Below are 19,598 nucleotides of genomic sequence, written 5' to 3' on the forward strand. Positions count from 1 at the left end.
GCCCTTTGTTTTGTACGAAACGACTGTTAAACGAGAGTGTTTTCCACAAGTCAGAGTGTTTGCCACAGCTGGTGGTAGCGTCCCTGTTTAGCCATCAGCCCGTTGTGAGAGCCCAGCTCATCAATCCGGCCCTGGTCGAGCAGGCAGATTTGATCCATGGACTCCAGCCCGACCAGACGGTGGGTAATATAAACCACGGTTTTACCCTCGTTGTGCTCTTCCAGCAGGGCGATGATCTGACGCTCGGTGGCTTTATCCAGTCCTTCGGTTGGCTCATCCATCAAAACGATCGGTGCATCGTGCAGCAGGGCGCGGGCGATGCCGATACGGCGGCGCTCACCACCGGAAAGCTGTCGGCCGCCTTCGCCAAGCCAGGTATCCAGCCCGGGTGCCTCCAGCAGTTTTTCCAGTCCGACTTTGCACAGGACGTCAATCAGGAAATCGTCTTCCGCTTTTGGCGCGGCCAGCAGCAGGTTTTCACGCAGCGAGCCGTTGAGCACGTCAACCCTCTGGCTGATCACCGAGATACTGCGGCGCAGGTCGCGCTCACACCAGTCAGTCAGTGTACGTCCGCCGATCTGTATGCTGCCCTGGTCCGGGTCCCAGCTTCGGGTCAGCAGTTGCAGCAGGGTAGATTTACCTGAGCCGGTCTGGCCCAGTATCGCCAGTTTCTCACCTGGTTTCACTTCCAGGCTGATGTCGCTGAGAACCTGTTCACCGCCATCGGGGTAGGTGAAGTTCACGTTCTGAATGCCAAGGCCAAAGTGCTGGCATTCGCTACTGTTTTGCTCAGGGAAGCGCACGTCCGGTTCTGCCTGAACAATCTGGTTCAGTCTGCGTGCGGAAGTCAGGGTTTGTCCCAGATACTGGAATGCACCCGCTACCGGCATCAGCATTTCAAAGCTCGCCATGGTGGCAAAAGCAATCAGGGCAATCAGCGGGTCGGGCTGATTACCACCGACGCCGTCGGCAGCCAGCCAGAGCATCAGCACCAGTGCCCAGCCACTCGCCAGCATCAGCAGGGCGTTGGCCAGGCCGGTAATGTGGGCATGGACGTACTGGTTACGGTTGAGGCGGGTCTGGTTGTGTTCGATCTGGTCACGGTATTGCGGCTCAACACCAAACAGCACCAGCTCGGCGTGGCCCTGCAGCCAGTCCATTGCGGTAATGCGCAGGCTGGCTTTGTGCTGTGTCAGTGCCTGGCCGTTGTTTTTCCCCAGTTTGTAGAACAGTACCGGCCACAGCAGCGCAAGGGTAAGCAGTATCCCGCCAAGGGTCAGGCCAAGGGTGGTATCAAACCAGCATAAAAACGCCGTCAGGGATGCGATACCCAGCAGGGCGACCACAACCGGGCTGATAAGGCGCAGGTACACGTGGTCCATGGCATCCACATCCGCCACCAGCCGGTTGAGGATATCGGCATCACGAAGATTGGCGACCCGGCCCGGGATGAGGGGCGTCAGCTTTTTGAAGAAGAATACCCGCAGCTCGGTCAGCAGGCGGAATGTTGCATCGTGGCTGACCACGCGCTCACCCCAGCGACCAGCGGTACGGCCCATGGCAAAGCCGCGCACAAACGCGCCCGGCAGCATGTAGTTAAAGGTTTCACGTGCGATGGTCAGCCCTGCCACCGAAGAGGCAGCAATAAACCAGCCGGACAGGGTCAGCAGGCCGATGGAAGCAAACAGGGTAGCAAAGGCCAGAAACATACCCAGGCTCAGACCAAACCAGTGCTTTTTATACAGTTTCAGAAATGGCAGTAAATCACGCATCAAGATCGCCCTCCGGTTGCTCTGCCTGTCTTGCGGCCAGCATATCGGCAAACATGCCAGGCTGTGAGGCCAGCGAGTGATAGTCTCCGCTCTGGAGAAGTTTTCCGTCCGCCAGTACCAGGATTTGCGTGGCTTCACGCAGGCTGTCGAGCTGGTGGGTGATCATCAGGGTTGTTGAGCCCTCTGTTGCGGATTTCAGCCCCTGCATCACCAGTTTTTCACTGCGTGCATCCAGGCTGGCGGTTGGTTCGTCAAGCACCCAGAAATCGCCGTTTTGGATCATGGCACGGGCGAGGGCGATACGCTGGGCCTGACCAACAGACAGGCCTTTGGAACGGTCGCTGACCTGGTAGTCCAGGCCGTGCTGGTCGACAAACTCTGCAGCAAATGAGGCTTCAAGCACAGGGCGCAACGCCTGATCACTGACTTGCTGTTTGCCCAGCGTCAGGTTGTCGCGGATGGAGCCGTGCAACAGCAGCGGATTCTGACCTACCCAGCTGATGTGGGAGCGCCAGTCTGAAAGGCTGAGCTCTTTGAGTTCAACGCCATTGATTTTGAGCGAGCCCTGATAGGGTAAAAAGCCGAGAAGGGCGTTGACCAGGGTGGTTTTACCCGCGCCGCTCGGGCCAACCAGTGCACATGCCTGACCGTTTTCGATAGTAAAGCTCAGCGGGCCTGCCAGCAGGGTGCCCTGGGTGCTGAAAATCTCCAGCTCATGGGCCTCAATGTAAACGGTCTTGCCTGGCAGCGGCTTATCCCCTTTGTGTGCCTGTTCAGACGGGGTTTCCAGAAAATGCACGATGCTTTCAGCAGCGCCCACAGCCTGCGCCTTGGCGTGGTAAAAGGTGCCCAGATCGCGCAGTGGCTGGTAGAACTCCGGCGCCAGGATCAGGATCATCAGGCCGGCAAACAGGGTAATTCCGGTGCCGTAGTAACCAAAATTGAGCTCCCCGATATAGCTGAAACCGAAGTAAACCGCGGTAATCGCAATGGAGAGGGAAGTAAAAAACTCCAGTACCGCGGAAGAGAGAAACGCTACCCGCAGTACTTCCATGGTACGCGAGCGGAACACTTCAGAGGCACCGCGCATAGTTTCCAGCTCGGCATCAGTACGGTCAAACAGGCGAATGGTCGTCATTGACTGAAGACGGTCATAGAAATGGCCGGACAGGCGCTGCAGTGCTTTAAAGTTGCGTCGGTTAGCATCAGACGCTTTCATCCCCACCAGGGCCATAAACAGCGGCACCAGTGGCGCGGTCAGCAGAAAGATAAGACCCGCAGCCCAGTTGGTGGGAAACACCACCACCAGAATGATAAACGGGATAAGTACCGCCAGCGACATCTGAGGCATATAGCGGGCAAAAAAGTCCTGCATATCCTCAACCTGTTCAAGCAGCAGGGTCGCCCATGCGCCGGCGGGTTTGCCTTTGATGTGCGCCGGTCCCAGTTCGGCCAGCTTGTCGAGGATCAGCTGGCGGATATATACCCGGATCTGTTCCCCACAGCGGTAGCCGGCGACTTCACGACCCCAGTTACACACGGCGCGGCCGGCGACCGAGAGGGCCAGCCCGCCAAAGTGGGGCAGCAGTTCGTATTTGTCTGCCTGCTCGATAATAAGCTGATGCAGTATGGAGGCGAGGAGAGCGGCTTGTGCCAGCAGAAAAACACCCGACAAGACGCCAAGGCTGACGGCGATGATCAGCCAGCGCGAGGCCAGCTTACTCTGTTGCCGCAACCACTTGTTCAGGGTGCGTTGTTTTTTCTTATCCATGAATGAAGGCTTAATCGTAATTATTTACCGCTGATAGCGGTATTTATTTCTATTTAGAAGCCTGATTCTACCTAAAAAAAACCGGCGGGAATACCGCCGGTCTCTAAGGTTTTATCTGCCGTAATGATTATCAGCAGTGCAGCTGCTTACAGGTTGTCCAGGTAACGCTCTGCATCCAGCGCCGCCATACAACCGGTACCGGCTGAGGTGATCGCCTGGCGGTAGTTGTGGTCCATTACGTCACCGGCTGCGAAGATACCTTCGATGCTGGTCTGGGTCGCGTTGCCTTCCAGGCCCGACTTCACCAGAATGTAGCCGTTGTTCATCTCCAGCTGGCCTTCAAACAGACCGGTATTTGGCTGGTGACCGATTGCAACAAATACACCCATTACGTCCAGCTGCTCGGTCGCGTCTGAGTTGGTGTCTTTCAGGCGTACACCGGTTACACCCATGTCATCACCCAGCACTTCGTCCAGGGTTCGGTCGGTGTGCAGGATAATATTGCCGTTTTCCACTTTATCCATCAGACGTTTCAGAAGGATTTTTTCTGCGCGGAAACCGGTGCGGCGGTGTACCAGATGAACTTCAGACGCGATGTTAGACAGGTACAGTGCTTCTTCAACTGCGGTGTTACCACCACCAATCACTGCCACTTTCTGGTTGCGGTAGAAGAAACCGTCACAGGTAGCGCAGGCGGATACGCCGCGGCCCTTAAATGCTTCTTCTGATTCCAGACCCAGGTATTTGGCTGATGCGCCGGTTGAGATGATCAGTGCGTCACAGGTGTACTGCTGGCTGTCACCTTTAAGCTTAAACGGGCGTTCGCTGAAGTCGACTTCGTTGATGTGGTCAAACACGATCTCGGTTTCAAAACGCTCAGCGTGTTCTTTCATACGCTCCATCAGCGCAGGACCGGTCAGACCATGGGCGTCACCAGGCCAGTTTTCTACTTCGGTGGTGGTGGTGAGCTGACCACCCTGCTGCATTCCGGTGACCAGTACCGGATTCAGGTTCGCGCGTGCGGCGTAGACCGCTGCGGTGTATCCGGCCGGGCCGGAACCCAGGATTAAAAGGTTACAATGCTTAACTTCACTCATGAGGGCTCCATTGAGGATTCTTTTTATATATCGTCAGGCGATTGTACGACTTTTGCAGTGAAAAAAAAGTGTTAGTGAGTGATCAAATGGTTATTAAATATAATTGCGGGAAGGAATAAAGAAAGAGCGGCACAAAGGCCGCTCCGGAAAGTTATTTGACGTTGAGGGTGTAATCGACAACCACCCCGTTCTTGTCGATGTCGTAGCTGAAGTCCAGGCTGTATGGCAGATCAAGCAGGCCCTGCATCTGTGGTGGTACCGGCTCGCCCTGGCGTTGCATGGCGTTAATGACAGGGGTAAACAGCTTCTGGTAGTCCATGGTCATGCTGACCAGGCCATTGGTTTCCAGTGGCTTGTCCAGCATGCCAGCAGCAAACTTCTGGCTTTTCTCGCCCACGTAGACGGCCAGATGGTTACCTTTCATCGAAGCGTAGAACGGGCCTGTATCGCCCACAGAGTCACTCAGTTGCTGGGGCAGGGCAACAGGCGTGCCGTCTGTTGGGATCTGGATCTGGCTCAGCTCCGGCACCATCATGGCAGCGCTTTGCACCAGCATTTGCGGGTTGTCTGCACTCAGGATAACGGCGCCATCGAGTTTGGTCAGCTCTTCGCTGTACTCGGTCTGGTCCAGCTGGTAGTCAAACAGGCTGAAGCTCAGGCCTTTAAATCCGTTGACAAATCCGGCGGCCATACCGGCCATCGCTGCCGGGTTATTTTGCAGCATTTCGGCCTGGGTGCCTGCCAGCAACGGACACTGGTAACGTACGCTGCCAAGGTCTGACACGATTTGTGCCATGGACGGGGCAAGGTTATTAATGTCCAGCCCCAGACCAAATGACAGGGCGGCGTCTGACAGGGCTTCACCACCGGCCAGGAAGCCACGCATGGCCTGAAGCGCGGTCAGGATGGCAGTGTTATTACTCTCCATCACCATCTTGGCTTCAATGGAACCATTGGTGCCAAACTTTCCGCCCCAGATCAGGCGGGGCCAGTTGGCCGCGATGCCCTGGATTTCAGACGGACAGGTACCGTGTCTCATCGTGTCAAGTTCAATGGTCATCACAGAGCTTAACTGACGTGCCAGCAGATTGCCGTCTGCGGTTGTCAGGCCTTTTGCCAGTTGCTCAAAGTCAAAGTAGCCGGCGGTTGAACTGGTTACGCCAGGGTATTTCTTCTGCAGATCAGCCATGGTAGTGGTGGCTGAGAGCGGAGCCTGTGGCGCTTTGGCGCCCAGCGCAACTTCCAGACCGTTGTTCTCAGCAAACTGAGTGACGTTGAATGTCACGGTCAGCCAGTTATCTTTGGCAGCGATCACCAGCTCGGCTTCAACGCCATTTTCAGACTCAGCAAGCGGGTATGCTCGGTAGCTGATCTGCCCTTCGGTGCCAGCCCTGTGCGCGAACTGATGCTCGGCTTCCAGTTTATCCAGGGTTGCCATAAAGGCCGCAGGATTGGCCAGTTCCAGTTTAAACACCGGCACGGCACCGACGGTATAAAATGCAGACAGGGATTTCTCGCCCAGGCCAAAGTTTTGCTGCAGCAGGGCTTTATCATTCACACTCTCAAACCAGGCCTGATACAGGCCAAAGAAAAATGCTTCCCTTGCGGTATGTGTGGCAGGGTCGGACTCGAGCATCATCAGCAGCTCTTCCTTCGTCGGTGCCTGCGCAGACGTTGCTGTGTAGTAATCCAGCCCCAGAGGCTCAAACTGAACTGAAACTGCCACACTGTCAGCCGGGATCTGGCTGAGTATATTTATGTCGTCCTGTTTTGCCTGATTCTGGACAAAAAGGTATCCACCCGCACCGATCGCTACAGCACCTGCAGCTACAAGCATTTTATTCACTTGCCAACTCCTTGAAACTTATTGGTATGTTACCAGGTGAGTATACCTGCCTGAGGAGATGTTGCGAGTGATAAATATAATGAATTTATGTGGGCAGGAACTGGCTCACATTTGATGAAACCGGTGAAAATGCTGCCCGGAGGCTGGGCAGCATTCATGATGCAGTACTTTATACTGAGAAGACTCGCTTTAATGACGCGCAGTAAGGGCTAACTGGCTCTTTTATAAAACAAACTTCTGTCGCCTTCCGGTCAGTATTCGCAGGTTACTTCGTAGGAGGTGAACTTACGGATGTTGATAACACCGGTGTCGAGCAGCAGGTACTGGCCCTTAATTCCCTCGAGGATCCCGCTGACCACCGGCTCTTTATCAAAGTTGTGTGACACGATTTTAACCGGATGGCGGGTGACCGGATAAGACAGGCTCACCGTACTTTCATCCAGCAGCTCGATGGACTCTGCCGGGTACTGTTGTTGCAGCCGTGCAACCACCGGTTCGATAACCGGTTTAAGGGCCTGATACTGAGCGGCCAGATCCATCGGCTCGTTGTCGCCTTTCAGCAGGGCGCGCCAGTTTGTTTTGTCGGCGATGTGTTTGGCCAGTTCAACTTCGATAAGGCCGGACAGCTGACGGGTACTGACGCGGATGATCGGCAATGCCTGAGTCGCACCCTGATCAATCCAGCGGGTCGGGATCTGGCTGTGGCGGGTGATGCCCACTTTCAGCCCGGAGGTGTTGGACAGGTAGACATAGTGATCAGTCATACAGTTCTGCTCGCCCCATTCCGGCTCGCGGCAGGTTCCCTCATCATAGTGACAGGTTTCCGGTTTCATGATGCACATATCGCAGCTGGCGAGTTTTTTCATGCAGACGAAGCAGTGGCCCTGGGAATAACTCTTTTTGGTTTTCTTTCCGCATGAGCAGCAGTAGATGTTGCCACTGAAGGTCAGTTTGATTGGTTTGCCAATAAGCGGTGACAGCGAAACCTTTTCTTCCCCAACAGGCAGACTGTAGTCTACCTGTTCACCCGGACCTCCGATGAGCTTGCGAAGGGTCCCGTTGACTGAATGTGACATAACTTTACTCACTGTGTTGTTTTGATTTTATATAATGGCGACAGTGTACTGCCCCCGCCAGGGTTTGGCTATGGCGGCGAAGGGGTGCCGGATTACAAAAAATAACCACTTGGCATCGCAAATCGCGTAGTGCGTCATAAAGCAATGAAAAATCGCGGGCGGGCGGTGAGCCGACGTATATAATTTAACTAACTGAGTGTTTTATAAGTCGTCACAGGTCCGGATGAAAAACGAGTTAATACTGAGCCCAATTCAAAAGGTGGTGACCACCCTTGTCACGCTGACGATGGTGATCGTCGCGGTGTACTATCTGTTTGGTGCCGAGAAAAGTCTCTACCTGGATCCCGGCTTATATGATTATGAAGTGGTGGATGATCGCTACCATAAAGGCAACAGTACGTCAGAGTTTATTGCCGAAGGCGAGGGGGCCCGCGTTTCCTGTGAACTGAAAGAAAGTGATTACCCCTGGCCTTATTGTTCGCTTTCGCTGTTTCTCAGCAGTGACCGTACCAAAGGGCTGGATCTCTCTCAGTACCATACCGTTTATCTTGACCTGGATTATCATAACGAAGACCCGGCAGCCCGTTTGCGCCTTTATATGCGTAACTTCAATCCGGCCTATTCCAGTGAAGAGAACGCGTATACGGTGAAATACAACGGGCTGGAATACACGCCGGGTACAGACCAGGGTGAAGTCGCCATCCCGCTGGATAATTTCCAGGTGATGACCTGGTGGCTGGCAGACCTGAATATTCCTATCCAGCATGCCGGCCCTGAGCGCAGTAACGTAATTGCATTTGAGCTGGCGACCGGTTCGGGAGCCAAACCCGGCAAGCATGACATCATCATTAAAAGCATCCGCCTGGAAGGCAGTTATGTGGATGGTGAAAAGCTGTTACTCGGTCTGCTGTTTTTCTGGCTGTTGCTTGGTGTCAGCTATGTGATAGCAGAGAATCACAGGGTGAGGGAGCAGGCCCGTCAGGCACAACTTCGTCATCAGCATCTGCAGAGCGTCAATAAGAAACTTCGGCTGGAGAATACCCAGTTTGCCCAGATGGCGGAGCGGGACGCCCTGACCGGAGCCCGAAACCGTCATAATGTCCGTGACTGGCTGGCAGAGCAAACCCGGCTGTGCCGTGGCAGGCAGATGCCGCTGTCAGTGATTTATCTCGATATTGATTTCTTCAAACACGTGAATGATACCTTTGGCCACACCGTCGGGGATGACATTCTCAAAGAGTTTGTGCTGATCGTATCATCGGCAATTGAGGAGTCGGATCACCTGGTTCGCTGGGGCGGGGAAGAGTTCATTGTGTTCTGTCCGGGAACTGACCTGGAAGAGGCGAGTGAGAAAGCCCAGCGGATCGTATTGCAGGTTCGCCGCCATATCTGGATGCACGGGGAAACCCTGACCTGCAGCGCCGGCGTGGCTGAGATGGGCAATGAGCGGACTACCGAGACCATCGCCCGCGCCGATGAAGCCCTGTATGCCGCCAAGCAAAACGGGCGTGACCGGGTAGAAATCAGTCCTGGCCGGCAGGCATAGGTTCCGGCGTTTCTGCCGCAATTGGTTCTTTGGGTCCAAGGAATCTCGGGCCTTTATCTATCACATGCACATCGAGCAGGGCTTTGGCTCTTGCCAGCACTTCCCTCAGCCGGACATAAAGACCGGCGCTGCCCGTTGGGCCAGGTACTGCAAGGCAAACGGCGTTGATGTCATTGTGGTTGGCGATATACAGCGCCCGCTCACAATGAAATTCCTGAGTGATAATCAAAAAGTCATTGGCATCAAAAATCTCCCGCGCCCGGATCACCGAGTCCAGGGTGCGAAATCCTGCGTAGTCCAGGTGAATCGCTTCTTCCGGAATGCCTTCTTTCAGCAAATCCCGCTTCATGGTCCAGGGCTCATTGTATGAGCGGTGGGCATTGTCTCCGCTGAGCAGGAAGTAGCGCACCTGTCCATTTTGGTACAGCTCAATAGCGGCTTTGATCCGCTGCACATAATAAGTGTTGAGAATTCTGCCGATGTACTTGCTGGTTCCGGGGACCAGTGCAATATCGTGTGGTGGCAGGGCTGCCTGTGAGTGGTAGATTTGATCCCGGGTCTGCCAGCTTATCCAGCGATCGGCAGCGGCCAGCAGCATGATGCCTGCCAGAAGTCCGGCCAGGGTCCAGAGACCAAGCCGCCGTAACAGTGGCAGAGGGAAAAACTTAAATGCCTGCATACATGCGTTCAACTTCGTTATACCTGACGATTTTTTTGTGCCCAGATCCCGGTCACGATAAACCAGGTCAGGAGGCCTGTCGATAGCCAGTGTGGCGGAACCTGACGCAGCTCGGAAGCAAGAAAGGGACTGAGCTTCACAATCAGCAGTCCGTAGCCAAAGGCATTGAGTAAAATGAATGCCAGGGTGCGGATTAAAAAGTGATACTGACTGAGGTTACGTCTCAGTATCCGGTTGATATCGGCGCCAAAGACCACCAGGCCACAGGCGATCACCGCGGTGGAGATTTCACTCAGATAAGGATGAAGCTGATGACCGGCAGCTTGTAATAACGACAACATAAACAGAAAGCCAGAGTAGTTCGGAAAACAGTATCATACGTAAAAATAAAGCTCCGGCGGGGCTTTGAGTCATAGTTTTGCAAACCAGAGGCAAAAAAACGGCAACCAGGGTTTGGTTGCCGATTATATGAACGTTTTTCAGGGCTGAGATTAGAACGCAGTGCGTTTGTAGCGACGGTAAACCGGCTGCCAGAAGTGCTGCTCGATAGCCGTTTCCAGCGCTTCGTCGGTGATCTCCAGCGCCACACCCTGTTCGATGGCTTTCTTGCCCACGGCAAAAGCAATCTTCTTCGATACGGTGTGGATCTCTTCCAGTGGAGGAAGCAGCGCGCCACTGCCGTTTTTCGCCAGTGGTGAGCACAGTGCCAGGGTACGGCTTGACTCCATCAGCATCTCATCGGTAACACGTGAAGCGCCAACAGCCAGAACGCCAAGACCGATACCCGGGAAGATATAACTGTTGTTACACTGGGCAATCGGGTAGCGCTCGCTGTTATGAACGACTGGTTCAAACGGGCTGCCGGTCGCGACCAGTGCTTTGCCGTCGGTCCAGCGGATGATGTCATTCGGCGTCGCTTCTACCCGGCTGGTTGGGTTCGAAAGCGGGAAGATGATAGGGCGCTCACAGCCCTGATGCATACTCTGGATAACTTCCTTGCTGAACAGACCAGGAGCACCGGATACCCCAATCAGTACGGTTGGTTTGGCGTTTTTCACCACATCCAGCAGAGAGAAGCCCGCTTCTTCACTTTCGTCTGTCCATTTTGCAGTCACTGATTTCTTCTGTACCAGACGTTTCTGGAAGTCGAGCAGGTTTTGCATGCCTTCTTCAAGCAGTCCCCAACGGTCAACCATGAAGACCTGAGAGCGGGCCTGCGCATCGCTGATCCCTTCAGACACCATCTGGGCAATAATCGCTTCGGCGATACCACAACCGGCAGAGCCTGCGCCAAGGAAGGTTATGCGCTGCTCAGACAGTTTACTGCCCGCCGCATGACAGGCAGCCATCAGGGAGCCAACGGTTACTGCAGCGGTGCCCTGAATATCATCGTTAAAGCAGCAGATACGGTCTTTGTAACGCTCAAGCAGTGGCATGGCGTTCTTCTGGGCAAAATCTTCAAACTGGATCAGGGCTTCCGGCCAGCGGCGCTGAACCGCCTGAATAAACTCTTCCACAAATGCGTCGTATTCTGCACCGGATATACGCGGATGGCGCCAGCCCATGTACATAGGGTCAGCCAGACGCTGCGGGTTGTTGGTGCCCACATCCAGTACGATTGGCAGAGTATAAGCCGGGCTGATCCCGCCACAGGCGGTGTACAGTGACAGCTTACCGATAGGAATGCCCATACCGCCGATACCCTGGTCGCCCAGGCCAAGAATACGCTCACCGTCGGTAACTACGATAACTTTCACATTGTGGGTCGCGGCGTTGTTCAGCAGGTCGTCGATACGGTTACGGTTAGGGTAAGAGATAAACAGCCCGCGTCCACGGCGGTAGATATTGGAGAAGTTTTCACACGCAGCGCCCACCGTCGGGGTGTAGATGATCGGCATCATCTCGCTGATGTGGTTCTGCACCAGGCGGTAGAACAGGGTCTCGTTGGTGTCCTGGATGTTACGCAGATAGATATGCTTGTCCATATCGGTGTCAAAGCCACAGTACTGCTGGTAGGCGCGCTCTACCTGCTCCTGAATGGTTTCTGTGGTTTCAGGGAGCAGTCCTTCAAGGTTAAAGGAAACACGTTCTTTGGTTGAAAAAGCGCTGCCTTTGTTAAGCAGGGGAGTACTGAGCAGGGCTGGGCCCGCGTAGGGAATATATAAAGGGCGTTTATCGTTATTCATTGTTAACTCTGTTCGGTATGGAGTACAGAAGGTTGGTCGCTAAGATTAACATATTGGAATTTGAAACAGAATCATTCACTTTCGGCGGTCAGCGTTGATATGATACCGGCCTGACTATCCGTTAACTTCCGTAACATCTGCCATGCCATCTTTGCCCATTGAACAAATACATGCCCGCTTTTCAGCGTTGCTTCCTGACTCTCATCTGGTGATTGAAGCAGACACCGGCAGCGGTAAATCCACCTGCCTGCCTTTATGGGCACGTACCTGTGGCAGGGTGCTGGTGGTTGAGCCAAGGCGGATTGCCTGTACATCGCTTGCCGGGTTTCTTGCAGAGCAGGACCAAAGCCCGCTGGGAGGGAAGGTGGGTTATGCGATTAAGCTTGAAAGTCACTATGATGAGAACACTCAGGTGGTGTTTGTCACCCCGGGGGTAGCGCTGCGCTGGTTTGCGGAAGACAAACTCAAAAGCTTTGATGTGGTGATGGTGGATGAGTTCCACGAACGCCGCTGGGATACCGACCTGTTGCTGGCGCTGCTTCTGAAACACGACCAGCACAGACTGATTGTGACTTCCGCAACGATGGAAGCGCAGCGCCTGTGTGACTATACCGGGGCTAAACTGCTGCGCGCAGAAGGACGGCTTTTTGATGTGACGGTATCGTACCGGGCACGTGACAGCCGCCATCTTCCGGATGCCCGCGGGCTTGAGCAGAGCATTGCGGCAGAAGTATCGCAGCAGCTGGAAAGCACCGGTGGCGATATTCTGGTGTTTTTGCCGGGTAAAAAAGAGATCCAGCAGTGCCAGTCTGCGCTCAAATCTGCCGGCGTACTTGTCGTCCCGCTGCATGCATCGGTCAGTGACCGGGAACGGGATTTGGCCCTGAATCAGCAGCCGCAGCAAAAAGTTGTGCTGGCGACCAATGTAGCCGAAACATCCCTGACCATTCCCAACATCAGCGTCGTGATCGACAGCGGTCTGGAGCGGCGTACCCAGCAGCGAAATGGCCGTACTGTGCTGGCGCTGCGTTCTGTCTCCAAAGCCAGTGCCAGACAGCGCAGCGGGCGGGCCGGACGCCTGCAGGACGGCAGCTGTATTCGCCTGTATGGCGAGCACGCCGCGCTTGAAACGGTTACCCCACCAGAGCTTCAGCGTGAGGAGCTGTGTGAAGCCATGCTCGCCTCAGCCAGCTGTGGCAGTGAGCTGGCCTCGCTCAGTTTTCTGGATCCTTTGCCGGAGAAATCCCTGCTGTCGGCGCGAAAAACCCTTGAGACCATGCAGGCCATTGACGGGCAGGGCTGCATTACCGCTCATGGAAAACTGCTCTATCCGCTGCCGATTGATGCCCTTTACGCCGACCTTCTTACCCGTCTGCCGGGTAAAGCACTTCAGGAAGCCATGGTGGATCTCAGCGCCGCGCTTTGTGTTCCGGCGCGTATGTATCGTCTTCCGTCAGGGGAAGAAGCACGGGAGCAGCTCAATGAGTGGGAATCTGTAGGGTGTGATGCCGTCACGCTTGTTCGTCTGGTCCGGGGAGACGCGCCGGATGCGCTTACGGTGGAGTCAGGTGTATTGCAGGAAGCCAGGGCACTGGCCGCGCAAATGCGGGAAGCCCTCTCTTTGCCTCAGCTTAGCGTGGCATCGCGGTTTGACCGGTCAAAGCTGGCGCTGGAGATTGCCCGGTTGCATCCGGAACTGGTGTTCGTGCGCAGGGCAAAGCGGCGTGATGCACTGGGGAACGGTATCAGTGAGGTGAATGTGGGCCGGGACAGCCGTTTCACTGACAAAGCCGAAGCAGCAGTGGTGCTTGATCAGCACAGTTTGCCCGGACGTGGCGTAAAGCAGACCCTGAACCTGGCGAGCGTGATGGTGCCGCTTAAGCTGTCGGATATAGAGTCCCTGGGGCTGGGAGAATGGACGCTGAGTGACACCGCCTGTGATGATGAGGGCCTGAAAACACGTGAGGAGTTGGTCTATGCCGGGCGGGTGATTGCCAGCCGTGAAGCCGAAGTGACCGGAACCGCAGCTCTTGTTCAGGCTGTGAAAAGCAACCAGGTCTGGCCGGGATTTGCAGAGCAACGGGAACAGGATATTGCGGCCTGGAAGCTGTTTTGTGAGCTGGATATGGCAGATGGCACGCAGCCGGAATCCGGGCTCAGCTTTGAGTCCTGGTTTGGCACGCAACTTGAAGCGCTGGGCGTGGAGTCAGTTGACGATCTGGAGCTGTTTTCACCCGAAGATATGGGCTTTGACGGAATTCCGGACTGGCAGCGCGGCGAGTTTGATGAGCGTTATCCAACCCGGCTGTGGCTTGGGGAGCTGGTGCTGGATGTGGAGTATTTCCCGAAGCGGAAGCTGGTGCATGTTGTTTATCATTCCGGCATTCGCAAAAAAGACCCGAAGCGAATTGAGCTGCCAAGATTTAATGGCTGGCGGGTGCAGTACCGTAAAGCCAGCCGGGTGATCGATATCCGCTGATCCTGCTGCCGGCAAATATGCATACGGTATCTTTATAAATGGCGTAATTATTGCACTGATTTTGGTAAATAATGACCAAAGGACGCTTTTTGCCGTATGCAGTTCACTAACAACGTCAGATTTACGCCGGGTGCTACACTTTTTGCCGCTGCTTTTGCCACTGCAATGCCGCTGGCAGCAAAGAGTTTGTCGACCATTTCAGCCTATGAAGATACTTACCTTCTTGCCAGTTACACTTCAGATATTAACAAAGACGTCTATACTGCTGGTGGTTTTGAAGGGGCGGAAGAGCTTTCTTCTTTTGAAGCCAAGTTTCAGTTCTCATTTTCCGTCCCCCTGTATCAGATAACCTCAAACAGCTCGCTGGTGGCGGCTTATACCCAGAAGTCGTTGTGGCAGGTGTCCAACAATCAAATCTCATCTCCGTTTCGCGAAACCAATTACCGGCCGCAGTTGTTTTTGATGTACCGGCCAGACCTGTTTGTTGTCAACAACATTGAACTGGGGATTAAGCACGAATCGAACGGCCAGACTGCCACCATGTCCCGCAGCTGGGACCGGGCTTATCTTGCGCTGGAGCTGATTGAAGGCCCGCTGGAGTACGGCCTGCACATGTGGAGCGTATTTGGCCGCAAAGGGGAGAATCCGGATATCGAGGACTATTACGCCCCCTGGGAAGCCTGGACCAAACTGCATTCATCGGTGGGTGTTTTTGACGCCAAAGGGTATTACAACTTTGATACCAACAACTGGGGAATGGAAGCAGGCTATACCTTTTACTTCAACGAACTTATTGGAATCTACGCACAGATTTACCACGGTTATGGTGAAACCCTTATCGAACATGACTTTAAGCACACCCGCTTCGGGCTTGGGCTGAAGCTGGTTAACTGGCAGTAGAATTCTTTTTATTAGTGAATTTAAATATATGTTTTTCGAACATGTACTTGCTGTGTTAATTCTTTGCTCTGGTTATTTCTTTTCCCTCCCCAAAGCGGGTATAAAAGACTATTGTTTTATATCATATTGCTATATAGCGATTCCTGGTCAATAGTGGGTATGTTGAAAGTGAACGTCGCTGATTTATCAACATTTAAGTCAGTAACTTAGGTACTCAGACGGGGCTTTTTATCATACATACGCAATATCGCTCATCAATAAAAAGACTATAAGAGCGACAGTTTCCACAAAGTCGGGGGGCAGTATGGAACACCAGCATTCAAATGGAATCGTTTTTGATTACACCAATTTTCTGGGCGCGAGCTGTAAGAAGAAGTGGACCTTTCTGGAGGCGCTGCAGTCAATAGCACCTGTGTTTGGCAGTGCCTGGAGCCACAGTATGGAAGAGCTGAAAACACCGGAGGATAAACTCTGGGAGCGGGCACTCAATGCGCTTTCAGCTCAAAGCAGTGATGAGTCCAACCTCGTCCGTCTGGTTGAACTGGCGCGCTCAGAGGGTATTGCCGAGTTTACGGTGAAGATGCCCTATGATCTCGACAGCGATCAGAAGAGTGAGATCCGCGATAAATGCGGTTGCCGCATCACAGATATCGGTGAAGAGGATTTCTTCATCGAACTTGAGCCGGAGACAGCCAAAGCCGCAAGTTATTGAGATAATAAAAAAGGAGACCAGACTGGTCTCCTTTTTTCATGTCGTGTGATGTGGTGATCAGTCGATCAGGCCGTAATCACGTGACAGAACATCGATGATTTCTGCTTTCGGGTTCGCGCTCAGCACGATTTTCTGACCTGTGATTCTCTCTGCGATGTCAGTGTAGGTTTTTGATACCTGCATCAGCGCCTCTTCCGGCAGCTCGTTGTTACGGGCCAGTGCTTCACGCTCGTCCATGCGCTCTTTGTTGAGCATGATGTCTGCATCCGGGAAGTGGCTGAGCAGGAACTGGCGGAAACCTTCTTTGGAGTTTTCCACGATGTCGCCTGTCGCGTATGCCGCTTTGTCCCACATGCGGGATGAATCCGGGGTACCAACTTCATCCATGTAGATCAGTTTTTCATTACCGGCGGCGTCTTCAACGTAGCCAAATTCAAACTTGGTGTCGACAAAGATCTGGCCCGCTTTATCCAGCGCATCGCTTATTACGTTAAAGCCTTCTTTCAGCAGCTGCTCGTATTTGGCAATGTCATCCTGAGAGCTGAAGTTAAACGCTTCAAAGTTGTCTTCGATGTTTCGGCGGCTGATGTTGACATCGTCTGCTTCCGGAACACCCGGGATGCCTTTCAGGATACCTTTGGTCGATGGGGTGATCAGCAGCTCAGGCAGGGCCTTGTCTTTTTCCAGGCCTTCCGGTAGCTCAATGCCACAGAACTGACGCTCACCTTTTTCGTAGGCACGCCACATAGAACCTGTGATGTACTTACGGCAGATGGCTTCGATTTTAACCGGTTTGGCTTTTTGAACAATCCATACGAACGGGTGGGGAATATCCAGGATATGGCTGTCTGCCAGGCCATTTTGTTTAAACAGCTTAAACCAGTGGTTAGAGATAGCATTCAGCGCCGCCCCTTTACCCGGCACGCCTTTCAGGCTGTTCTCGCCGTGCCAGATACAATCGAAGGCAGAAATTCGGTCACTGATCACCATGATCGCCAGTGGCGCGTCTTCAGCGACATCGTAGCCTTTCTCTTTGATCAGGCGGCGGCTGTCTGCTTCTGTCAGCCAGTAGACAGAGCGGACTTTACCACTGTGAACGGGTTTATCAGTGCGGATTGGGAGGTCATCGTTGACTGCAAGTACTTGATCAGCAAGGCTCATTGCGACATTCCTATAAGAAGATTAACGTCAAATCAGTCAGGTGCACAAGATGTAATGCACCAGGAATGCTGGGCATGATACCAGAACTGACAAACACTGCCAGAGAAAAAGCAAACGTTTGCCTTTTGCGCTTCAAATCGTTAGCGACAGAAGAGGTAATAACAGCAGAAACAGGGCAGGAAGAACCAATAGATCAAAGCTAACAGAGAAAACCGGAAGAAATACGGGAACGACTACAGGGTGGAAAGAGTCCCGGGTATACAAAGAAATACAGAGAAGAGGCTCTGCCTGGCAGTATAGGCAGAGCCCCGAAGGATCAGTGGTAACGGATGGCCTGAGGCTTTGCGGCCAGCTCGCTGACGAAATAGACCTCACAACCCAGCTGCTGAGCGCGTTGCTTAAGGTGACGTCTGTCAATTTCACTGATTGCGTCACTGGCGATCACTGCGCTGGCGTTGCCGGACTGCATTGCTTTAAGTACCAGCTCTTTCTCGGTCAGCTGACGTGAGGGCTGCATCTGAACCAGGTGCGAAGTGGTAAAACGGGCCTGCTGCAGCCAGGTTGCGTTCGGTTTTGGACAGTTGGCTGTAAACAGCACCCATTTGGAGCGTCGGGATAACCGGGCCAGACGGTTCATTACAGGTTCGCTGTTGCGCAGGTCTGTAGAGTGCGCAGTACGGGTTGCCTGATTCAGAGGCTGATGAGCCGGTGTTGATTGCTGTTGCTGAGTACGGGTATTTGAGTACATATCCACTGTCCTTTTATACATACTGTATATGTAAACAGTACTGCCGAATTGACTAAATTGCAAGCATAAAGATCCCGGAACAGATCACAATTCCAGACTGAGGTGTCATAAGTTATTGATTGTTATGAAGTTAACTTGTGTCCGGGAAGTGGCGAATGTGCAGTTCAGAGCCGGGTGTAAATTGAGCAGCTATGGGGCTTACAGTATAACTACTGTATATAAGGTGAGTTTATACAGTAGTCATACAGGTGTTTTAGGGGGATAGGGGGTATAAGTATCAGGCAGCGTTTGCGTGAAGTTCGCGTTCGGAGCGTACTTCCTGGTTGAATAATCTGACATCCAGGGTGGCGAGGTCGTGACACTGTTTACATGAATGGTGGGATTTTCCGTCGATATAGTCGTGGCGGGCGAGCAGGCTGGGTTGTTTGCACCAGTCGCAGGTGCCCTCTGTAGTGAACATAGATTCTCCTCATTGGTGGTTTTCATGCCTCAGACCGGAAACCGGAAAGGGCGTTTGAACCTTTATTATTTGACGTGAGAATTATGACACAGTGACGGAGAACGTGTTAAGCGTGTGTTACCAATTATTTGACGTGCTTCAGAATTGTTTTCAGGGCAGCGTTGAGTTTCTTCATATCTTCCTCTGAGCCATTGGCGTCCGGGTGATAAATCCGGCAGAGTTTTTTATACCGAACCTTAATCTCTTCCTGGGCCGGGATCTTTTTCGGATTAAAGCCAAGAAAAGCGCAGGCAAGCGCGAAGTTGTGCTCCTGAAGGGCATTCTGGTACTGGCCAAGCTGAGCGTTTTGCGTGAGCAGCTTGCGGTGGGCGCGTTCCAGCTCCTTTCTCAGTTTTGAGGATTCGTGCTGATGATGACGTTCTTCCTGCTGTTGTAATTCAGCTGAGCGGGCCTGATTACGCCGGCGAAGCCAGACGAGCAGTGGCAGCAGAAGCAGTACACCAGCAACACTGCCTGCCGCCAGCGGAAACTGTGGATGTTCAAGGTATTGCTGCAGAGGATTTTCCGGCCTGGTATCGGGTAGCGGGGGAACTGGGGCCGGGGGATTTTGCTGTTCGAACTCAGTATCGAGTTGCTGAAACTCGGTCAGCTGTGCCTGACGACGGGCGTTAAACAGGGCTTCCTGGACCCGGTAGAGGCCTTCTTCGGCCTGCTTGCTGTTGTTTTCCAGTGCGACTTTATACCAGACTTCGGCCAGCCCCAGATAGTGACGCTGACCGCTCTCATCATACTCCTGTTCATACACCGCTCCGAGTTTTAGCTGGGCACGGGCCAGCCCCTGGACTGAGGCTTTGGTGTACCAGTACACCGCACGCTCCAGGTTATGCTCAATTGCAATGCCGCTGCTGTAGGCGTCTGCCAGCTTCAGTTGTGCCAGCGGGTAGCCATTGGTGGCAGAGATCTTCAGCCACTCAATGCCTTTCTGGGGATCCCGTGCGACCTGCTGTCCGGCAAACAGGGCCTGAGACAGGGAGTACTGAGCGATAGGATCCTGATTATTGGCCTGCCTTTCCAGCTCTTCTATGGATGCACTGTTTGCGAAGAAGGAAAGACTCAGCAGCAGGGTTGTCAGGGCAGAAATGTGCTTCATTCAGGCTCACACCAA

The 19,598-nt window shown here is 53.6% G+C and carries 16 protein-coding genes; 4 read left to right on the forward strand and 12 right to left on the reverse strand.

The genetic code is table 11. The annotated features are described in order from the left end of the window. Positions 1–50: 50 nt before the first annotated feature. The 5 genes from cydC to ACVB80_RS13590 form a co-directional block, all read right to left on the reverse strand. Positions 51–1,772 carry a heme ABC transporter ATP-binding protein/permease CydC gene (gene cydC, locus ACVB80_RS13570; protein ID WP_481081823.1) on the reverse strand — a complete coding sequence of 574 codons (1,722 nt, stop codon included), beginning with the start codon at positions 1,770–1,772 and terminating at the stop codon, positions 51–53. Continuing rightward, positions 1,765–3,543: a heme ABC transporter permease/ATP-binding protein CydD gene (gene cydD, locus ACVB80_RS13575; protein WP_481081824.1), complete on the reverse strand. Its 1,779-nt coding sequence runs from the start codon at positions 3,541–3,543 to the stop codon at positions 1,765–1,767. Before cydD ends, cydC begins: the two co-directional genes overlap by 8 nt. Positions 3,544–3,689: 146 nt before the next feature. Next, positions 3,690–4,640: a thioredoxin-disulfide reductase gene (trxB, locus tag ACVB80_RS13580; protein WP_481081825.1), complete on the reverse strand. Its 951-nt coding sequence runs from the start codon at positions 4,638–4,640 to the stop codon at positions 3,690–3,692. A gap of 151 nt (positions 4,641–4,791) precedes the next feature. Continuing rightward, positions 4,792–6,486 (reverse strand): hypothetical protein, encoded by a 1,695-nt coding sequence (locus ACVB80_RS13585; protein WP_481081826.1) that lies wholly within the window; start codon positions 6,484–6,486, stop codon positions 4,792–4,794. A 251-nt stretch (positions 6,487–6,737) separates the two neighbouring features. Further along, the gene (locus ACVB80_RS13590) at positions 6,738–7,562 is read right to left on the reverse strand and encodes a DUF2797 domain-containing protein (protein WP_481081827.1); all 825 of its coding nucleotides are present in this window, start codon (positions 7,560–7,562) and stop codon (positions 6,738–6,740) included. Between the two features lie 223 nt (positions 7,563–7,785). Between ACVB80_RS13590 and ACVB80_RS13595 the strand changes: the two genes are divergently transcribed. Beyond that, positions 7,786–9,108, forward strand: coding sequence for a GGDEF domain-containing protein (locus tag ACVB80_RS13595; protein ID WP_481081828.1), 1,323 nt, complete (start codon positions 7,786–7,788; stop codon positions 9,106–9,108). Here ACVB80_RS13595 and ACVB80_RS13600 read toward each other — a convergent pair. The 3 genes from ACVB80_RS13600 to ACVB80_RS13610 form a co-directional block, all read right to left on the reverse strand. Next, a complete protein-coding gene (locus ACVB80_RS13600) occupies positions 9,086–9,832 on the reverse strand; it encodes a SanA/YdcF family protein (protein WP_481081857.1) in 747 nt (248 codons plus the stop codon). The two genes, ACVB80_RS13595 and ACVB80_RS13600, sit on opposite strands and share 23 nt — an antisense overlap. Then, complete coding sequence (locus ACVB80_RS13605) at positions 9,805–10,128, reverse strand: DUF3392 domain-containing protein (protein WP_481081829.1); 324 nt, start codon at positions 10,126–10,128, stop codon at positions 9,805–9,807. The genes ACVB80_RS13600 and ACVB80_RS13605 overlap by 28 nt, the downstream gene beginning before the upstream one ends. 150 nt (positions 10,129–10,278) lie before the next feature. Continuing rightward, positions 10,279–11,973: an NAD-dependent malic enzyme gene (locus ACVB80_RS13610; RefSeq protein ID WP_481081830.1), complete on the reverse strand. Its 1,695-nt coding sequence runs from the start codon at positions 11,971–11,973 to the stop codon at positions 10,279–10,281. Between the two features lie 142 nt (positions 11,974–12,115). On the opposite strand from ACVB80_RS13610, the gene ACVB80_RS13615 reads away from it, so the two are divergent. From ACVB80_RS13615 to ACVB80_RS13625, 3 genes are all read left to right on the forward strand, one after another. After that, positions 12,116–14,452 carry a helicase-related protein gene (locus ACVB80_RS13615; RefSeq protein ID WP_481081831.1) on the forward strand — a complete coding sequence of 779 codons (2,337 nt, stop codon included), beginning with the start codon at positions 12,116–12,118 and terminating at the stop codon, positions 14,450–14,452. Between the two features lie 165 nt (positions 14,453–14,617). Beyond that, positions 14,618–15,352 (forward strand): phospholipase A, encoded by a 735-nt coding sequence (locus tag ACVB80_RS13620; RefSeq protein ID WP_481081858.1) that lies wholly within the window; start codon positions 14,618–14,620, stop codon positions 15,350–15,352. 304 nt (positions 15,353–15,656) lie between these two features. Next, positions 15,657–16,064 carry a transporter gene (locus ACVB80_RS13625; protein WP_481081832.1) on the forward strand — a complete coding sequence of 136 codons (408 nt, stop codon included), beginning with the start codon at positions 15,657–15,659 and terminating at the stop codon, positions 16,062–16,064. 57 nt (positions 16,065–16,121) lie between these two features. Here ACVB80_RS13625 and ACVB80_RS13630 read toward each other — a convergent pair whose 3' ends face one another. From ACVB80_RS13630 to ACVB80_RS13645, 4 genes are all read right to left on the reverse strand, one after another. Further along, positions 16,122–17,225 (reverse strand): phosphoribosylaminoimidazolesuccinocarboxamide synthase, encoded by a 1,104-nt coding sequence (locus ACVB80_RS13630; RefSeq protein WP_481081833.1) that lies wholly within the window; start codon positions 17,223–17,225, stop codon positions 16,122–16,124. Between the two features lie 316 nt (positions 17,226–17,541). Then, entirely contained in the window at positions 17,542–17,973 is a 432-nt protein-coding gene (locus ACVB80_RS13635) for a SulA-like leucine-rich domain-containing protein (protein ID WP_481081834.1), read from the reverse strand. Between the two features lie 277 nt (positions 17,974–18,250). Beyond that, positions 18,251–18,433 carry a hypothetical protein gene (locus ACVB80_RS13640; RefSeq protein WP_481081835.1) on the reverse strand — a complete coding sequence of 61 codons (183 nt, stop codon included), beginning with the start codon at positions 18,431–18,433 and terminating at the stop codon, positions 18,251–18,253. A gap of 124 nt (positions 18,434–18,557) precedes the next feature. After that, the gene (locus tag ACVB80_RS13645; RefSeq protein WP_481081836.1) at positions 18,558–19,583 is read right to left on the reverse strand and encodes a tetratricopeptide repeat protein; all 1,026 of its coding nucleotides are present in this window, start codon (positions 19,581–19,583) and stop codon (positions 18,558–18,560) included. Between the last annotated feature and the right edge of the window lie 15 nt (positions 19,584–19,598).

The sequence above is a fragment of the Vibrio sp. 9-16B-A1 genome, from assembly GCF_056726165.1.